Here is a 14,838-nt window from a genome sequence, read left to right as displayed (position 1 = left end):
GGCTCTCCATCAAAAAAGCCCTCCACATGGAGGGCTTTCGGTTTCTTGCAATCTCAATCGAGGATGCCGTTCTCCCGGAAAAAGTCCAGGCAGCGAGCAGCGCTTTCGATGGAAGAGGAAGGGAACTCCTCTTGTTCGACGATGAAATACTGGATGCCCGCTTGCTCCGCGACGGCCAGCACGCTCTTCAAATCGACAACGCCTGTTCCCACCTCGGTGTCGCGGGTTCCCTCGCCAAAGTCCTTGAAATGCGCAAGCGGCAGACGTCCGGCATAGCGAGTGACGTAGTCAACGGGAACCTCTCCGCCCATGTGAATCCAGCCCAGGTCGAACTCGGCTGCCATGTATTCCGCAGGGACGAGCTCCAGCAGGTGATCGAGCACCGGTTTTCCTTCTACCCGCTTGAGTTCGAAATCATGGTTGTGGTAGGCGTACTTCAACCCGGCTGCCGTTACCTGCCGGCCGGCGGCCTCCAGAATCTGCGCGAGCGCGCGGACATCCTCCATCGTCGGCTGGTCCGGAAGCGGGGCATAGGGAGTGACGAGGTACGTCAGTCCGAGCTCTTTGGCATAGTCGATTTCTTTTGCCAGGTTAGCTGAAATCTGATCCGGCTCATCGAAGGTAAGGCCCACGTGAGCCGAAGGCGCTTCCAATTGCAGTTCTTTCAATAGAGCCTTAAGCTCGCTCGCGGGCATCCCGAAGTATCCGGCAAATTCAACCGCTTGATAGCCGAGTTCCGCTACTTTGCGCAGGGTTCCGGGGAAATCGTTTTCCGTCATGTCTCGAAGGGTATACAGCTGCAGTCCCACGATCGGCTTTGCCATATGATCCACCATCCTTGGATTATTGTGTCGTCTATAGGGTCCGTTTCTCGATACGCTCTTGATTATACCCCGGTGCAGTAAAAATACTATCTCGGCATTTGGGGCATTCTTTTGTGATTTTGGCATCCGACCAAAAAAAAGGTATGATAAAAAGCATGCTGGCGGTTATCACCCGCTAAAAAAGGAGAGCTGCACCATGACAACCCCTGTATCCCCTCTTGTTGATCTGCTTAAGCTTCGCGCCCATGTGGAAGGCGGCTGGTTTACCGAATGCTGGAGAACGGCTCAAGAGATTCCCCAATCGGTGCTCGGCCCCAAATACTCGGGCGACCGCGCCTCGGCCACGGGCGTCTACTTCCTGCTCCATCCGGGAGAAGTGTCCAACTGGCATGTCGTGCTGTCGGACGAGCTGTGGATCTGGCAAGCCGGGAGCCCGATCGAGCTTACCCTCGGCGGGTCTGCTGAGCATCCGGAGGATGGGGAACGCTTCATTCTCGGCATGGACATAGCCGCCGGGCAACGCCCGACCGCGCTTGTTCCGGCCGGCGTATGGCAAACCGCGCGTCCGATCGGGGACGAAGCCGGCTTCGTGACCTGCATCGTCGCCCCGGGCTTCGAGTATGACGACTTCCGCCTGGTCGAGAAGACCGAGGAATCGAAGTAAGAGACTGCTCCTAGCCCAGCGGGAACAGCAAAAAGCCAGCTGTCAGCTTTCACTGTCCAGCTGGCTGGGAAGCCCGCTCTCAACGGCGTATTCAAAATCCTCAACATCCACCACGATGACGGGAATGCCTTGCTCCAGAATACGGTCCACCAGCTCAAACTGGTCCGTGAGGAGCAGGGCTTTTTCACGTATGGCCGCCAGGATCAGCTCGGTGTCGATTTCGTTGAAGGCTTCGCCATACTCCGCATTCTCGAGGGTGTTGATGACCGAGACGGTCACCTGATCGGCAAGCGGCAGCGCCGAGGTCTTCCTCCAGGGAACCAGAAGAGCGTTCTGAATCTGTTTGGCGAAAAAGGGAAGCTCGAAAAATTCAATGAGCCGCTTGATGGTGTTCCGCAGTTCTTCGGGATCGAGGTCCATCACAATCGGCTCGGGATCATCCAGGTAATCATACAGGTCGGTGATGGTCGAAGCGGGGACGAGAAACTCCACCGGCTTGTCGGGAACGATCAGATTGCCGTAAACCGCCAGCATGACGGCTTCGGTTACAAAACGGATAGGCATGACGGGATCGATTCCTTTTTTGTTTTCATCCTATCACTGTGCGTGGGGCAACGCAAACCACAGGAGAATCGAAACCGGAGGTGCCGTTGTTCGCGTGGCGGGCTCGCGCTTCGGAAATGAGATGACGGAGGGGGCGCTGAGAGTGGCCGGGTGGAACTGGGAGGGCAGGTGAAGCGCTGAGGTGGCGGGGCGGCGCTGGGAGGACGAGTGGCGGAAGTAAGGATACCGGAGATCCTTATTTGCGCCAACAGGGACTCGAAATCGGGAATAAGGATATCGGAGATCCCTATTTTCTTGAAGTGGGGCTGAAATTGGACAGGAACGCCAAATAAGGATTCGGGAGATCGTTATTTGCGCCAACAGGGGCGCGAAATCCGAAATAAGGATTTCGGAGATCCTTATTCTCTTGAAGTGGGGCTGAAAGTGTACAGGAACGCCAAATAAGGATTCGGGAGATCGTTATTTGCACCAACAGGGGCGCGAAATCCGAAATAAGGATTTCGGAGATCCTTATTTTATTGAAATGGGGCTGAAAGTGGCTGGATAGCACCCAGACGCCGATTTTCCCCAAAGGAAAAACGAAAACACAAATAAGCCTCCACCGTTAGCGGAGGCTTCGTGCTCGTGGGAAAGCTTCGACTTCGTAGAAAGATTCAAGTTCATCGAACGAAGGCTACAAGTTTGATGAAGCCTTCGACTTCATAGAACCCTTCAAGTCCGTCCAAGGCTCCGACTTCGTAGTAGACGTCGAGTTCGGGATAACTATTCGGTTTCGGCTGCCGATTACGCAGAAACGGCGATTCCGCGCTTCATCTGCTCGCGCACACAGGAAATGACGCGCGCCTGCTCCTCTTCCGTAAGCGACGAGCCGGAGGGCAGGCAAATGCCTTCGGCAAACAGCTTCTCGCAGAAGCTCTCGCCTGGCGCGTGAGAATAATAGGCCGCTTCCAGGAACAGCGGCTGCAGGTGCAGCGGCTTCCAGACCGGCCGTGCTTCGATGTTCTGCTCGGCCAAAGACCGAAGCAGAGAAGCAACGGATACGCCGCTCTCTTGAGCGTTCACGGTCATGACCGTGAGCCAGCGGTTGGAGCGGCCCTCTGCAAGCTCCGGCATGAAGGATATGCCGGGCAAGTCCTCCAGTTCGCTCGCGTAAGTGGCGAAGATGAGGCGGCGAGCCCGCACGCGTTCTTCCAGCACCTCGAGCTGCGCCCGGCCGATTCCTGCCAGCACATTGCTCATCCGGTAGTTATAGCCCACGGTGCTGTGCTGATAATGGGGGGCAGGATCACGCGCCTGCGTAGCGAGAAACCGGGCACGTTCAAGAGCGACAGTGTCATCGGAGACGAGCATTCCGCCACCGGAGGTCGTAATAATCTTATTGCCATTAAAAGAATAGACGCCGAAGTGGCCGAACGTTCCGCTTGGCTTCCCCTCGTAGGTCGAGCCGAGGGATTCCGCGGCATCCTCGATAATGGGCACTCCGTAGCGGTCGCACAAGGCTTTCAGCTCCAGCATCTTCGCGCTCTGCCCGTACAGATTCACCACGATGACGGCCTTCGGGAGACGGCCCAGCCGGTCGGCATCCCAGAGGGCTCTCGCGAGGGCAGCCGGAGACATGTTCCAGCTGTCCGGCTCCGAGTCGATGAAGACGGGCGTCGCCCCTTCATATTGAATCGGGTTGGCACTAGCGATGAACGTGAAGCTGGAGCAAAAGACCGTATCCCCCGGTCCTACGCCCAGTAGCTTCAGTGCAAGGTGGAGAGCAGCCGTCCCGGATGAAACGGCAGCGGCGCCGCGTACCCCCACCTGCTCAGCCAGCTCCCGCTCGAACGCATCAACGTTCGGGCCAAGCGGCGCGATCCAGTTGGTATCGAACGCCTCCTGAATGTAAGACAGCTCTCCTCCGCTCATATGCGGGGGAGACAAGAAGATTCGTTTGGCTGGCACGGGGTTAGGCATACAATCCCTCCATTCGAAATAACGGCCCAAGGACCGGAATGTCCTTCAACTCCAGAAGCGAGGTTATGCGATAATGAGCTTCTTCCAGGGCGGTATACGTTCTTCCCGAATACACGCCGTCGCCGCGGTCGATGTGGACCGTCGTCCAGCCGAGCCGTTTGGCCGTTACAAAATCCTTCGACGGATTATCCCCCACGTACAGGCAGCAGTCGTGCTCCGTCTGGAGCAACCGGCTAACCGCCTCGTACGGAACCGGGCTCGGCTTCCAGCAGTCCCGCCCGAACAGATCGGTCAGGATCACGCCCTGCATCCGCTCCCGAAGCCCAAGCACCTGCACCTTGCGCTCTTGCGTCTCCAGATAGCCGTCGGTGATCAAACCGAGTTTCACGCGGCTGGTTAAACGGGAGAGCACCCATTCGGCATCCGGGAGAAGCCGGATGTCCGGACGATGCTCCCGGAAGCAGCAGATGCAGCAGGAAATCAAGCGATCGTCCCAGGGAATGCCGAGGGCATCCAACGTTCGATTGAAGATCTGACCCTTGTCTCCGCTGTCATAGAGAGCAGCCGCCGTTTCATAGAAACGGTCGGCCGGAAGAGTCGCGCCAAGCCATTCACCAACAGCGCGAAACCCGCTCAGGGTGTAATCCCGCTCCGAGATCAACGTGTCATCCAAATCAAACACAACCGCCTCAATCGCCATAGGCTCACCCAGCAAAAACGGCATCATCGTACCGATACATGCCGAGGTTATCCTTCCAGGAATAATCAGGCTCCCCGAGAGGGATGTCCCTGCACATCTGGAGCGTCCACAACGGGAGGTCCGCTCCGGCAGCAATGGAGAGCGGAACGCCTCCGCCAAAGCGAGGATTGATCTCGATAAAAGTAAAGGAACCGTCCGCCTGTAGAAACCCTTGCAGAGTAATGCAACCGACCGCCCCCGGCAAGCATTCCGCGACATGGCGAGCGGCGTCGATGAGGAATGGATTTTTGCGGGTAATCCCCTTGCTCACCTCACCCGCTCGCGTCTCGATGCGCAGCCGGGGAACAATCGTCTTGACGGCCCCCGAAAAATCAACAAAGACGTCGATGGTGTATTCCTCGCCGCTCACCAGCTCCTGCACCATCGCGTCCGGTATGTAGTCAAGGAAGAAGCGCAGCTCCCGCTCATTGCGCACGACGGTCACGCCCTTGCCCGAGCTGCCGTTACGCGGCTTAACCATGAGGGGATAAGAAAACTCCCCTCGCTTCACTTCTTCCTCTGTGAAGACCCGGGGAGTTGGAATGCCATGCTCTTGAAAAAAACGGTACGTATTCGTCTTATCGAAGGAAATTTCGTTTACCCGCGGACTGGATAGCACCAGCCGAACCCCCTCCTGCTCGAACCGCTCGCGATTTTCCGCGAGGAGGGTCAGCTCCGTGTCGATGAGCGGGATGATGGCATCGATCTTCTCCTCCCGGCAAATCTCCAGGAGCCGGTCCAGGTAACCCGGATCGGTTACAGGAGGCACGAGGTAATGCTTATCGCTGGTAAAGGCGGTCGGAGCCGTCGCTTTCAGGTCGGCAGTAATCACCTTTCCCGGAATGTCGTGTCGGCGATAGGCCTCCTGAAAATCCCGGATCAGCGAAACCCGCCGCCCCGAGCTGGTAAAGAGAAGATGAGTGGCTTTCATGTTCGAAACTCTCCTTTTTTTCTCAATTCGTCATCCATCCTGCTCGATCTTTAGTCAAGCCGGGTAGAGTTCATAATCTGCCGCTTCAGCTCTTCGATCGCTTCCCGAACGCCCCAATCGCGGGACTCCTCGCCCTTGCGGGTCACATCCAGCATAATGGCGAGCAGATCATCCTGCGACAGCCTGCCTAGATCGTACATGGTTTCAAACCCCCTGTATGGTTGGTCTCTCTATTTGCTTCCTATTCCATTTTTGATTCCTATTTTGGGTTCCTCTTGATTCATCCCGCTTCCCGTTATGCCTCAGATTCGACTCCAATATCTGATGAATGCAGAGAACCTATCGTTCTATACCCCGCCGGAGCCCGTTCGTAACACCGCGGCCGGGGTCAGGTAGCCGTCCGGGTTTTGCATCTGCCAGCGCCAGGCATCCCGACACATCGCTTCGATCCCCCGTTCGGCAGTCCAGCCAAGCTCCGCGGCCGCCTTTGCCGGATCTGCGAAGCAGACGGCGATATCGCCCGGGCGGCGATCGGCAAGCACGTACGGCACGACTCGGCGCGACACTGCCTGGAAGGCTTCGATCAGTTCCAGCACGCTGTAGCCCCGGCCCGTGCCGAGGTTGTACGCGTGCGCCCCGGAGGAATCCGCGGTCTTGGCGAGCGCCTTCAGGTGCCCGATGGCGAGATCGGTCACGTGGATGTAGTCGCGTACACCCGTTCCATCGAGAGTCGGGTAGTCGCTGCCAAACACCTGCAGAAGCGGCAGCTTGCCGACCGCCACCTGGGTAATAAACGGCATTAAATTGTTGGGAATGCCGTTGGGATTCTCCCCGATGCGCCCGCTCTCATGTGCGCCCACCGGGTTGAAGTAGCGCAGAAGCGCGATGCTCCAGCGCGGATCGGTGAGGCTCAGATCGCGAAGCATCTCCTCGATCATCTGCTTCGTGCGGCCGTACGGATTCGTCGCCCCGAGCGGAGCCGTCTCCGCAATCGGCATCGTCTCCGCCAGCCCGTATACGGTAGCCGAGGAGCTGAACACGAGGCGAAACACCCCATGCTCCTTCATGGCTTCGCAGAGGTTCAGCGTTCCGGTAATGTTGTTATGGTAGTATCGGAGCGGCAGCCCGACCGATTCCCCAACCGCCTTCAATCCGGCAAAATGCAGCACGGCGTCGATGGAGTGCTCCGCGAAAACCCGGCTAAGCCCCTCCTTGTCGAGCAGGTCGAGCGGATAGCGAGCCAGGGTTCGTCCGGTCAGCTCCTCCACCCGGTTCAGCGCCTCCGGGTGGCTGTTCGAGTAGTTATCCACCACCACCACATCATAGCCGGTGGTTAGCAGTTCCACACAGGTATGACTGCCGATATACCCCGCTCCGCCTGTCACGAGAATGGCCATCAGCGAATCCCCTCCAATCGCTCCATCGTTTCGAGTTTGCGGCCCGTCAGCCTTCGAACCAGTCCACGGGCCACTTCCAAGAGATACTTAAATTCCTCCGTGCGCCAAAAGGCCGCCAGGTAGATCCCGTTAACCGCCGCGAACGACAGCCCTGCTTTCAGGACAAAGGCTCCCCAGCCTCCTGCCGGCAGCACGTCCATGATGCCGTAGACCGCCGCAAGCGCCAGAACCCCTACGGCCGAGTACCCCACATAGCGCCGATAGTAGTCGGCGACCGACCGCTTAAACACATGGCGATAAACCAAGTGAGGGGTATACCAGAACGGAACGACCAGGCTGCCGATCAAGCTTCCGAGGAAGACACCTGCGATCCCCATGTACTGGACGAGCACCAAAGCCGCCCCGAGGTTGACCGCTGCCTGCAAAAGAGGCGCATACCGATCCTGGTGGAAAATGCCCGCCGTCGTCTTCACCGTCGAGATGGAATTGCGCATGCCCCGCTCGAAGAAGACGAGCACCATCAAGATGAGTGCCCCGTGCCCCATGAGGAACTTGGGCCCGATCCAGAGCAGAATGAACGGTCCGATCAGCGCGTACAGCAGAATGGCGAACAGGGAGTACAGCCAGAAGTTGACCAGCATCGTGGCATTGTAGACCGCATAGACCTTCGCCGAGGACTCTTTTGCCACCAGATTGCCGACGCTGTGATACATGTTGTTGAAGATCTGATTCACGAAGGTGCGGCTGATGTCGATCAGCATTTTGTAATTGGAATAAAGACCGACCGCCGCCAGACTCACAAAGGACGAGATGATCAGGCTGTCGGCTCCGAACACAAAGTACCCGCCGATGTTTTGCAGGACGATGGCCTTCACGTTGCGGATGATGGACTGTTTCGTTTCGGGGTCGATGCGGGCCGTGGCCGGTTCTCTCAAAAAAGGGTACTGGCGATCCACCCGGCGGCTCAAATAGAGCGAGGTCGAGATCGTCAATACGCAGTCGATGACAAGAAACAGAATGTAATTTTGCGTGTAATAGAGGATCGCAATTTTGAGGCTGGTCGACAGAATGGAGGAGATCGAGTAGGCCGCCGTGACGACGTACGTCTTTTGGTTGACGTTCAGGAACGACAGCTTGCTCTGGAACAGATAGGGGGCCACTGTATTCACGAGAAAAATACTGAAGATCAGGTACAGGTGATCGACCTGGGCGTCTTTTACGAAAAAGGGGAGGAACGGCAGAAACGAAAGTCCCAGCAGCGCGACCACAAGGGCGATGAGGAGATAAGCCTTGCGGTAGAGCTTCATGAGGGCTTTGATTTGCTCCTGATCGTTCTCCGCCACCGGCTTGTACAGGTTGTAGATGATGCTCGCGCCGATGCCCGCCTCCGCCAGAGACAGCATGGCCAGAATGCTCGTGAACAGCCCATTGACGCCCAGGTATTCAATGCCGAGCGTGGCGATGAAGACGCTTCGCGACAGGAAGCTGAGGGCTGTAATAATCAGCTGATTTCCGAGTCCGGCCAAAATGTTGATCATTGTGTTCTTCGTTCTCATGACACGCCTCTTTCCGGCCTGCGAAAGCCCCTGTACGCTTCAAGCACGCGCGGAGGGCCGTCGCCGGCATTTTGCTAATGAGCAGTGGGTCCTGCTCGATCTAAAGCGGGTCTGTCGTATCCCGTTCCCCTTGTGCAGTCCTATGCCTTGTGTCGGGCACAGGATCCGGTCGCGCAATGGGGAGCGTTCGCTGACGAACCCGACTCTTCTTCACACAACGAGGACCGTTCCGCGGGCAGCCCTCTCCCACTCTCATTCCGAGCCGGACATAGTCCTCAAACCGCGGTTCGTCGGTCAGCCAGCGATTCAGCCGCGCACGCAGTCCGTTCCGAAGCGTCGCGATCATGGCCCTTTCCTCCGCTCTGCCCGAAGGCACAGGATGCCCGGAGAGCAAAGCCTTGGGTGAACGGCAGGATGTCGAACCGGGTGGAATACACGCCGATGTCCTTCGTGTCGCCCTGGGAGAAATCGATCACTCCGTCGCGGCGGGTCACCTTCATCAAATGGTGCAGCGCTCGCTCCGCTCCGGCCAGGCATTCCCGGGATACAGCATCCAGGCTCGCCGCCTGGGTGAGAAACCAGGCGAGCGCGGCCGTCGCTGATGAATCGGGAATCGCCTCTTCGCGCATAACCGTCCAGCTCCAATGGCCTCCTGGCTGCTGCTCGCGAAGGACGGCCAGCGCATACCCCGCGACCGTTCGCTCAAGCGCGGCTCGTTCAGGATGGCGGGCGGGAAGCTCCCGGAGCGTATCGGCCAAGCCGAGTGCGAACCAGGCGAGCCCGCGACCCCAGCCGTACAGGCCGAGGGGGGCCTTCGTCTTTACCTCATAGGCATGGCTCGGGATGAACAGGCCGGGATGAAGCCCGTGCCGCTCGTAGGCCCGCAGCTGGCGGAGTGCCAGCTCGACACATTCTTCCTTCCCGTAGCGAATGCCATAGGCCGTAAGGAAGGGACAGATGAAGCCGACCGTGTCCACATACCGGTACTTCATCATGCTCTTGCGATAGCCGACGGTACCGTCGTCGCCCAGATGCTCCCGGATCATTGCCCAGACCGCATCATAAGCCGGGCGGTAGTGATCCGGGTCGCGCCCCGGCAGCCGCATCAGCGCATAGGCAAGGATTGCCGCATCCACATGCGCAGGGGGCGTTCGCCAGTTCCCATCCGACCCCACTAGGCGTTCCAGGTAGCGGTCAAGCTCCCGCTGGATCTGCTTGTATGGCCCGGTCCTATCCTCTTCTTCCAACCGGAGCAGGTCGCCCAAGCCAAGTAGAAGCGCCCCTTCCTGCCACTGCTGAATGGAGGAACGGGAATAGTTGCCGCGCAGCCGATCCAGCAGGGTCAAGCGGGTCTGGTCTGTAAGCCGAACAGTCGGCGTACGGCGTACCCACCCGACCGCCTTGCCCTGCACGAGATGCGTCCATGCTTCCCGGTTGGAATGGCGGCCAATATGAATGCGCGCCTGCCAGGTGCGGAAGACCGGCACCAGGTCAGTTAAGGCGACGGCAACCGCAAGCGCAGTTAACAAAGCGACGATTCCCCAGGCGATTCCGATCATGCACATCCCCCCTCTCCCACGATCCGATAGAGCTTCTTGACTTCGCTTTCCGTACCGAGAGCAAGCTCAGCCAGTCGGCGCGCCAAGGAAGCAGCCAACTCTTTATCCTCAGCCAGTCGGCGGATGCCGTCCGCAAGGGCCTTGGCATCCATGTTCACGATGAGTCCCGTTCGTCCATCCTCGATCTGGTCCCTTGCCGTCGTGAAATTTGTGACGACAATCGGCTTGCCGAGAATCATTGCCTCGTCGATGGCGATCGACTTGCCTTCAAAGCGAGAGGGCTGCACGTAAATGTCCGCCTCCCGCAAGTACGGGTACGGATTATCGCGCAAGCCGAGCAGCAGGAAGCGGTTCTGCAGGCCATGCTGCTGGATGAGCTCCTCCAACCGAGGCCGATCCTCGCCTTCGCCAAGGATCGTCCAACTGACGTTCAGGCCGCCGTCTGCCAGCAAGCGGCAAGCCTCTACCGCCAAATCGAAGCCCTTCTGGGCCGTCAGCCGGCCGATGGACAACAGTTTCACATCCGCTGGTGGAAGAGGGACTCCCTCCGCAGCCAGCTTACGGATCGCCCGAGGCGAGACGATGTTGTACAGCACCTCCACCTTATGAGCAAGGTGCGGGAATTCCTCTCGCAGCGTTCGGGCGCATCCTTCGGACACCGTGACCACATGATCGAGCCGGTCAAAATAAGGGCGATCCAGCTGCGCATCCATCCCCAGCTCACGGTAGTCGTTGTGGATGAATCCAAGCTTCTTCTTCGCCCTCACCTTCTCGATGCAGTAATAGATCGGGTTTTTCTCCAAAAAGCCGATAGCGGCGTCATAGTCACCATTTAGCGGAGGCAAGGAGCGGGTCAGGTGTCGCCAGACTCTTTGCTCGCAGCGAGCGCGGTTCGGCTCGCGGCGGAAGACCCAGGCGGCGGCGAGCCGATGAGCGGCATCCGCTACCCGGCCGCTGCGCAGCTGGTTCGCGACCGCCCCGCGAAGCGGCATGTCATACTCGCGGTAGCCGCCCGGCTCCGGGAGCAGCCTCACCTCCTCCGGAAGCTGATGGAGGAAGAGCCCTTCCTGGCGGAACAGCAGCAGGTCAACCTCGTAAGCGTCGTAATCGATCGTGTTGAGAAGAGAAACGAGCGCCTTCTCAGCCCCCCCGCAGCCGAGGTTGTTCATGACGAACAGCAGCTTCTTTTTCACCTTGCCACCTCCTTGCGATTTGATTAGGCGAAGAGCCGCTCCAGCTTCGCGAGCTCCTCTTCCGTTCCGAGCCGGCTTCCGGCCAGCTGCTCGGTGAACCGGCGGCAAAGAGCAGGCGACGAAAGCAGCTTCTCGATGCCGTCCGCCACCGCCTCCGGGCTCATACCGACGATGAGTCCCTCCGTACCATGACGAAGCGAATCGACAGCCGTGCTGAAGTTGGTGACCACGATCGGCTTGCCCAAAATCTTCGCCTCGTCGATGGCGATGGACTTGCCTTCGTACCGGGACGTCTGCACATACAAGTCAGCTTGCTTTATGTAGGGGTAAGGGTTAGCTTTCAAGCCAAGCAGGAAAAAGTGATCCGAAAGCCCGTTTTCGGCGATCTGCTCTGTCAGCTTGCCGCGCTCCTCTCCCTCGCCGATCACATACCAGCGCACGGCGTGTCCCCGATCGAGGAGCCGACGGCAGGCGGCGACGGCAAGCTCGAATGCCTTCTGCGGATGCAGCCGCCCGATGGAGAGGATGATCGTCTCCTTGCCTCTGCGTCCGTAGAGGTCCTCCGGGACTTCGTCGGCCATGCGCGTGATCATTGCGGGTGAGACGATGTTATAGACGACATCGATCTTGCCGGCCTCCTCCGGGAAGTGACGGCGCAAAATCTCGGCGCACTCCTCCGAGACGGTCACGATGTGATCCAGCTTTTGAAAATAAGGCAGATCAAACGCGGCATCCATGCCGTGCTTGTCGTAATCGATATGAACCCAGCCGATTTTTTTCCTCGCGCGGACTTTATCGACACATAAGTAATTGGAGGTTTTCTCCAGAAAGCCGATCGCCACATCATAGACCCCGGGCAATAACGGAAGCGCCGCGGACAGATGCTTCCAGCCTCTCTGCTCGCCCAAGCTCGTGTCCTGCGTTCGGCTCGCAAGGGCAAATTGCAGGCGGTGCCTCGCAAGGGAAACCTTTCCTTCCGCCAAAAAGCTCCTCACCGACTCCACCAGAGGGAGGGCGAAGGTCTTCCAGGTGTCCGGGAGCGGCAGCACCCGTACCTCGCGCGGAAGGAAGTCCAGGAACAGCCCCTCCGGATGGAGAAGGAAGAGGTCCACCTCATAACGGGTGTAGTCGAGCTGAGACAGGAGCGTCACCAGGCTCTTCTCTCCTCCCCCGGCGGACAGGCTCGGGATGATGAACAGCAGCTTCTTTTTCATGGCCATCTCCTCCCTCCAGCTATCGCGCCACCTCGCACAGGTAATCGACGGCCTTTCTGGACATCTGCTTGATGCGGGGGATGGCGACGGCGAGCTGCGCCTTCAGCTCCGCTTCCTCGCGCACCATCTCGTCGAACGCCGCGATGAGCTCGGTCTTGTCCTGCAGCCGATCAATGCCAAGCACCAGCTTCTCCTTGCCGAAAAGATCGCGGGCGATGCCCTTCGATTTGACGCTGTAGCCGAGCACGAGCGTCGGCACGAGACTCGAATAGGCGGCGATCGTCGCATGCGTGCGCGCCCCGACAAAGAAGCGCATCCGTGCAATATAGCCCTTCACCTGCGTAGCGCTGAGATGATCGGGCAGCAGGAACACCCGGCCGGTTGCCGCAAATTCCTCCTCAAACTGGCGCAGCAGATCGTAGTCGTTATTGCCCTCCTCGACGACATGCGGCGTAAGCGCGATGCTCATCGAGGTGGTCGATAGGATGTGGGCGACGAGCGCACGCGCCGCATCCCGCGACCGCTCGTTCCGCTTCCAGACGAGCGGGCTGAAGTTGAAGCCGAGCGTGTTTCCTTCCTGCCAGCCGGAGGGCAGCGGCAGCTCCTCCTTTTCCATGGTGAAGGCCGCATCGGCACACAACCGAACATTCGTGAGCCCCTTCGAGCGGAGCATGCCGTAGGTCAGCGTCTCGCGGGCAAGGATGAGGTCGAACAGCCGGAGATCCTCCAGCTTCCGCTCCGACATGTCTTCCTCGCCGATGGAGCAGCCCCAGAGCACCAGCTTTTTGCCTTGCCGCTTCACCTGCCGATCGATCTCGTACCAGCCGGGCTGCTCCCCGTAGCAGTAATTGTCTCCTCCGATGGAGAGGCAGACGTCCACCTCCGGGATGTGGCGGATGACGTTGCGGTGGATTTTGCCAAGTGCATAGGATTCGTCCCCCCTCAGCTTGTAGGAGAGAGCAGCAAGCACACCGTCCAGACTGAACCGGCTCACCGGCTGCGCCTTCCCGTCGCGGATTTCATCCACCTTGTCGAGCAGACGGTCCGTCTCGGGCCGCTCCGAGGTGAGCAGCACGCGAGCGTCCGCGATCCGCTCCTTGATGAGCTGGGTCGAGGAGCGAACGATGGCTTCGCAGCCGCGGTTCAAGCTCCCGGCGTGGGCAAACATCATGATTTTCATAGCAATTCCGGCCTCCGGTTTCCTTGGTTTCTCATGCGGCTGTAAGCAGTGGCGGCGTAGAGCCCCGCCGTCAGCCTCGTTTTGACAAGCCACAGCAGCATCCGCTCATAGCGGCCTCCGGCTTGGTAACGCTCCTTCCAGTAGAAGGGCAGAGCCTCTCTCACTCGCTCGTGGCGGATCATTTTTCGAACATAGGCAAGCCTCTTGCGCAAAGGTACCTCGGGGCTGGGACTCAGGTAGAGATAGACGTAGGAGAGTACGCTGTAGATCAGTTTCTCGGCTCGAAGCCGGGTGAGGTTTTCCTCCGGCAGTCCCGTAGCGCTCTCGAAGGCTGGCAGCCGCAGCTCATAGATTTCCAGTGCCCGACGAAAATAGTCTTTGGCAAGAATGTTACGGGTGGCGCTTCCCGGAACCTCTCGGTAACGGTACCCAAGGTAGTTCAAAACACGCACGTTGGACGCATGCACGAACGCCTCCATGTTGAAGAGGGCATCCTCACCGAGCGCCACTCCGATCGGGAACCGCACGTTGCGCTCCTGGAGGAGAGAGGCGCGGTACAGCTTGGTCCAAACGGCGTTCAGGTTTTCTTCGCGGAGAAAATAGGGCAGGATGGTGCGCTGAATCTCATCCCGGTTGAGCGGCCTGTCGGTAGGCAGCCCGTACTCGGTGACGACAAGCGTCCCCTCCTGGCTTGCGGCGAAGGTCGAGACGACGATGTCGCAGTCCTCTTTCTCCGCAGCATGATAGAGAGTCTCAAAGAAATCCGACTCCACGGAGTCATCCGCGTCCACAAAGCCGATGTACGCACCGCAAGCTTCCTGCAGCCCGCGGTTGCGGGCCGCGCTCACGCCGCCGTTCGGCTGTTCGATCACGCGAATGCGCGAATCCCGCTCCGCGTACTCGTTCAGGATCACTCCGCTTCGGTCGGTGGAACCGTCGTTCACGAACAGAAACTCGCAGCCGGGAAGCGTCTGGCTGAGGAGAGAGTCGACGCATTCCTTTAGATAGCGTTCGCTGTTATAGACGGGAACAATGACGCTGACGCGAACGTTCTCCAT

General features: G+C 58.9%; 14 protein-coding genes. 1 reads left to right on the top strand and 13 read right to left on the bottom strand.

Annotated elements, in window-relative coordinates; all coding sequences use genetic code 11:
* Window positions 1-53: 53 nt before the first annotated feature.
* Window positions 54-824, bottom strand: a complete 771-nt coding sequence (locus tag AAFN83_RS08075) for a sugar phosphate isomerase/epimerase family protein (RefSeq protein ID WP_347768468.1) — start codon at window positions 822-824, stop codon at window positions 54-56.
* 196 nt (window positions 825-1,020) lie between these two features.
* Between AAFN83_RS08075 and AAFN83_RS08070 the strand changes: the two genes are divergently transcribed.
* Window positions 1,021-1,488 carry a cupin domain-containing protein gene (locus AAFN83_RS08070; protein ID WP_347768466.1) on the top strand — a complete coding sequence of 156 codons (468 nt, stop codon included), beginning with the start codon at window positions 1,021-1,023 and terminating at the stop codon, window positions 1,486-1,488.
* Window positions 1,489-1,530: 42 nt separating this feature from the next.
* Here the strand turns inward: AAFN83_RS08070 and AAFN83_RS08065 are convergent, their stop codons facing one another.
* The 12 genes from AAFN83_RS08065 to AAFN83_RS08010 all read right to left on the bottom strand — a co-directional run bounded on the left by AAFN83_RS08065 (window position 1,531) and on the right by AAFN83_RS08010 (window position 14,838).
* The gene (locus AAFN83_RS08065; protein ID WP_347768465.1) at window positions 1,531-2,052 is read right to left on the bottom strand and encodes an ADP-heptose synthase; all 522 of its coding nucleotides are present in this window, start codon (window positions 2,050-2,052) and stop codon (window positions 1,531-1,533) included.
* A 783-nt stretch (window positions 2,053-2,835) separates the two neighbouring features.
* Complete coding sequence (locus tag AAFN83_RS08060; RefSeq protein WP_347768464.1) at window positions 2,836-4,011, bottom strand: DegT/DnrJ/EryC1/StrS family aminotransferase; 1,176 nt, start codon at window positions 4,009-4,011, stop codon at window positions 2,836-2,838.
* The gene (locus AAFN83_RS08055) at window positions 4,004-4,711 is read right to left on the bottom strand and encodes an HAD family hydrolase (RefSeq protein WP_347768462.1); all 708 of its coding nucleotides are present in this window, start codon (window positions 4,709-4,711) and stop codon (window positions 4,004-4,006) included. Before AAFN83_RS08055 ends, AAFN83_RS08060 begins: the two co-directional genes overlap by 8 nt.
* Window positions 4,712-4,715: 4 nt before the next feature.
* On the bottom strand, window positions 4,716-5,681 hold the full coding sequence (locus tag AAFN83_RS08050) for an ATP-grasp domain-containing protein (protein WP_347768460.1): 966 nt from the start codon (window positions 5,679-5,681) through the stop codon (window positions 4,716-4,718).
* Between the two features lie 50 nt (window positions 5,682-5,731).
* Complete coding sequence (locus tag AAFN83_RS08045; RefSeq protein WP_347768458.1) at window positions 5,732-5,881, bottom strand: hypothetical protein; 150 nt, start codon at window positions 5,879-5,881, stop codon at window positions 5,732-5,734.
* 147 nt (window positions 5,882-6,028) lie between these two features.
* Window positions 6,029-7,078, bottom strand: a complete 1,050-nt coding sequence (gene galE, locus AAFN83_RS08040) for a UDP-glucose 4-epimerase GalE (RefSeq protein WP_347768456.1) — start codon at window positions 7,076-7,078, stop codon at window positions 6,029-6,031.
* A complete protein-coding gene (locus AAFN83_RS08035; protein ID WP_347768454.1) occupies window positions 7,078-8,634 on the bottom strand; it encodes a lipopolysaccharide biosynthesis protein in 1,557 nt (518 codons plus the stop codon). Before AAFN83_RS08035 ends, galE begins: the two co-directional genes overlap by 1 nt.
* Before the next feature lie 275 nt (window positions 8,635-8,909).
* The gene (locus AAFN83_RS08030; protein WP_347768452.1) at window positions 8,910-10,193 is read right to left on the bottom strand and encodes a glycoside hydrolase family 88 protein; all 1,284 of its coding nucleotides are present in this window, start codon (window positions 10,191-10,193) and stop codon (window positions 8,910-8,912) included.
* Window positions 10,190-11,386 (bottom strand): glycosyltransferase, encoded by a 1,197-nt coding sequence (locus tag AAFN83_RS08025; RefSeq protein ID WP_347768450.1) that lies wholly within the window; start codon window positions 11,384-11,386, stop codon window positions 10,190-10,192. The genes AAFN83_RS08030 and AAFN83_RS08025 overlap by 4 nt, the downstream gene beginning before the upstream one ends.
* A 23-nt stretch (window positions 11,387-11,409) precedes the next feature.
* Window positions 11,410-12,600, bottom strand: a complete 1,191-nt coding sequence (locus tag AAFN83_RS08020) for a glycosyltransferase (protein ID WP_347768449.1) — start codon at window positions 12,598-12,600, stop codon at window positions 11,410-11,412.
* Between the two features lie 19 nt (window positions 12,601-12,619).
* Window positions 12,620-13,780 (bottom strand): polysaccharide pyruvyl transferase family protein, encoded by a 1,161-nt coding sequence (locus tag AAFN83_RS08015; protein ID WP_347768447.1) that lies wholly within the window; start codon window positions 13,778-13,780, stop codon window positions 12,620-12,622.
* Window positions 13,777-14,838 carry a glycosyltransferase gene (locus tag AAFN83_RS08010; protein ID WP_347768445.1) on the bottom strand — a complete coding sequence of 354 codons (1,062 nt, stop codon included), beginning with the start codon at window positions 14,836-14,838 and terminating at the stop codon, window positions 13,777-13,779. Before AAFN83_RS08010 ends, AAFN83_RS08015 begins: the two co-directional genes overlap by 4 nt.

This window comes from Gorillibacterium sp. CAU 1737 (assembly GCF_039888655.1).
GTDB lineage: Bacteria > Bacillota > Bacilli > Paenibacillales > NBRC-103111 > Gorillibacterium.
This window is presented reverse-complemented; position numbering and strand designations above follow the sequence as displayed.

Coding starts and splice junctions, on each gene's coding strand:
- AAFN83_RS08010 (WP_347768445.1), bottom strand. CDS start 14,838: ATGGAGAACGTTCGCGTCAGCGTCATTGTTCCCGTCTATAACAGCGAA.
- AAFN83_RS08065 (WP_347768465.1), bottom strand. CDS start 2,052: ATGCCTATCCGTTTTGTAACCGAAGCCGTCATGCTGGCGGTTTACGGC.
- AAFN83_RS08030 (WP_347768452.1), bottom strand. CDS start 10,193: ATGATCGGAATCGCCTGGGGAATCGTCGCTTTGTTAACTGCGCTTGCG.
- AAFN83_RS08015 (WP_347768447.1), bottom strand. CDS start 13,780: ATGAAAATCATGATGTTTGCCCACGCCGGGAGCTTGAACCGCGGCTGC.
- AAFN83_RS08070 (WP_347768466.1), top strand. CDS start 1,021: ATGACAACCCCTGTATCCCCTCTTGTTGATCTGCTTAAGCTTCGCGCC.
- AAFN83_RS08035 (WP_347768454.1), bottom strand. CDS start 8,634: ATGAGAACGAAGAACACAATGATCAACATTTTGGCCGGACTCGGAAAT.
- AAFN83_RS08050 (WP_347768460.1), bottom strand. CDS start 5,681: ATGAAAGCCACTCATCTTCTCTTTACCAGCTCGGGGCGGCGGGTTTCG.
- AAFN83_RS08075 (WP_347768468.1), bottom strand. CDS start 824: ATGGCAAAGCCGATCGTGGGACTGCAGCTGTATACCCTTCGAGACATG.
- AAFN83_RS08020 (WP_347768449.1), bottom strand. CDS start 12,600: ATGAAAAAGAAGCTGCTGTTCATCATCCCGAGCCTGTCCGCCGGGGGA.
- AAFN83_RS08055 (WP_347768462.1), bottom strand. CDS start 4,711: ATGGCGATTGAGGCGGTTGTGTTTGATTTGGATGACACGTTGATCTCG.
- AAFN83_RS08060 (WP_347768464.1), bottom strand. CDS start 4,011: ATGCCTAACCCCGTGCCAGCCAAACGAATCTTCTTGTCTCCCCCGCAT.
- galE (WP_347768456.1), bottom strand. CDS start 7,078: ATGGCCATTCTCGTGACAGGCGGAGCGGGGTATATCGGCAGTCATACC.
- AAFN83_RS08045 (WP_347768458.1), bottom strand. CDS start 5,881: ATGTACGATCTAGGCAGGCTGTCGCAGGATGATCTGCTCGCCATTATG.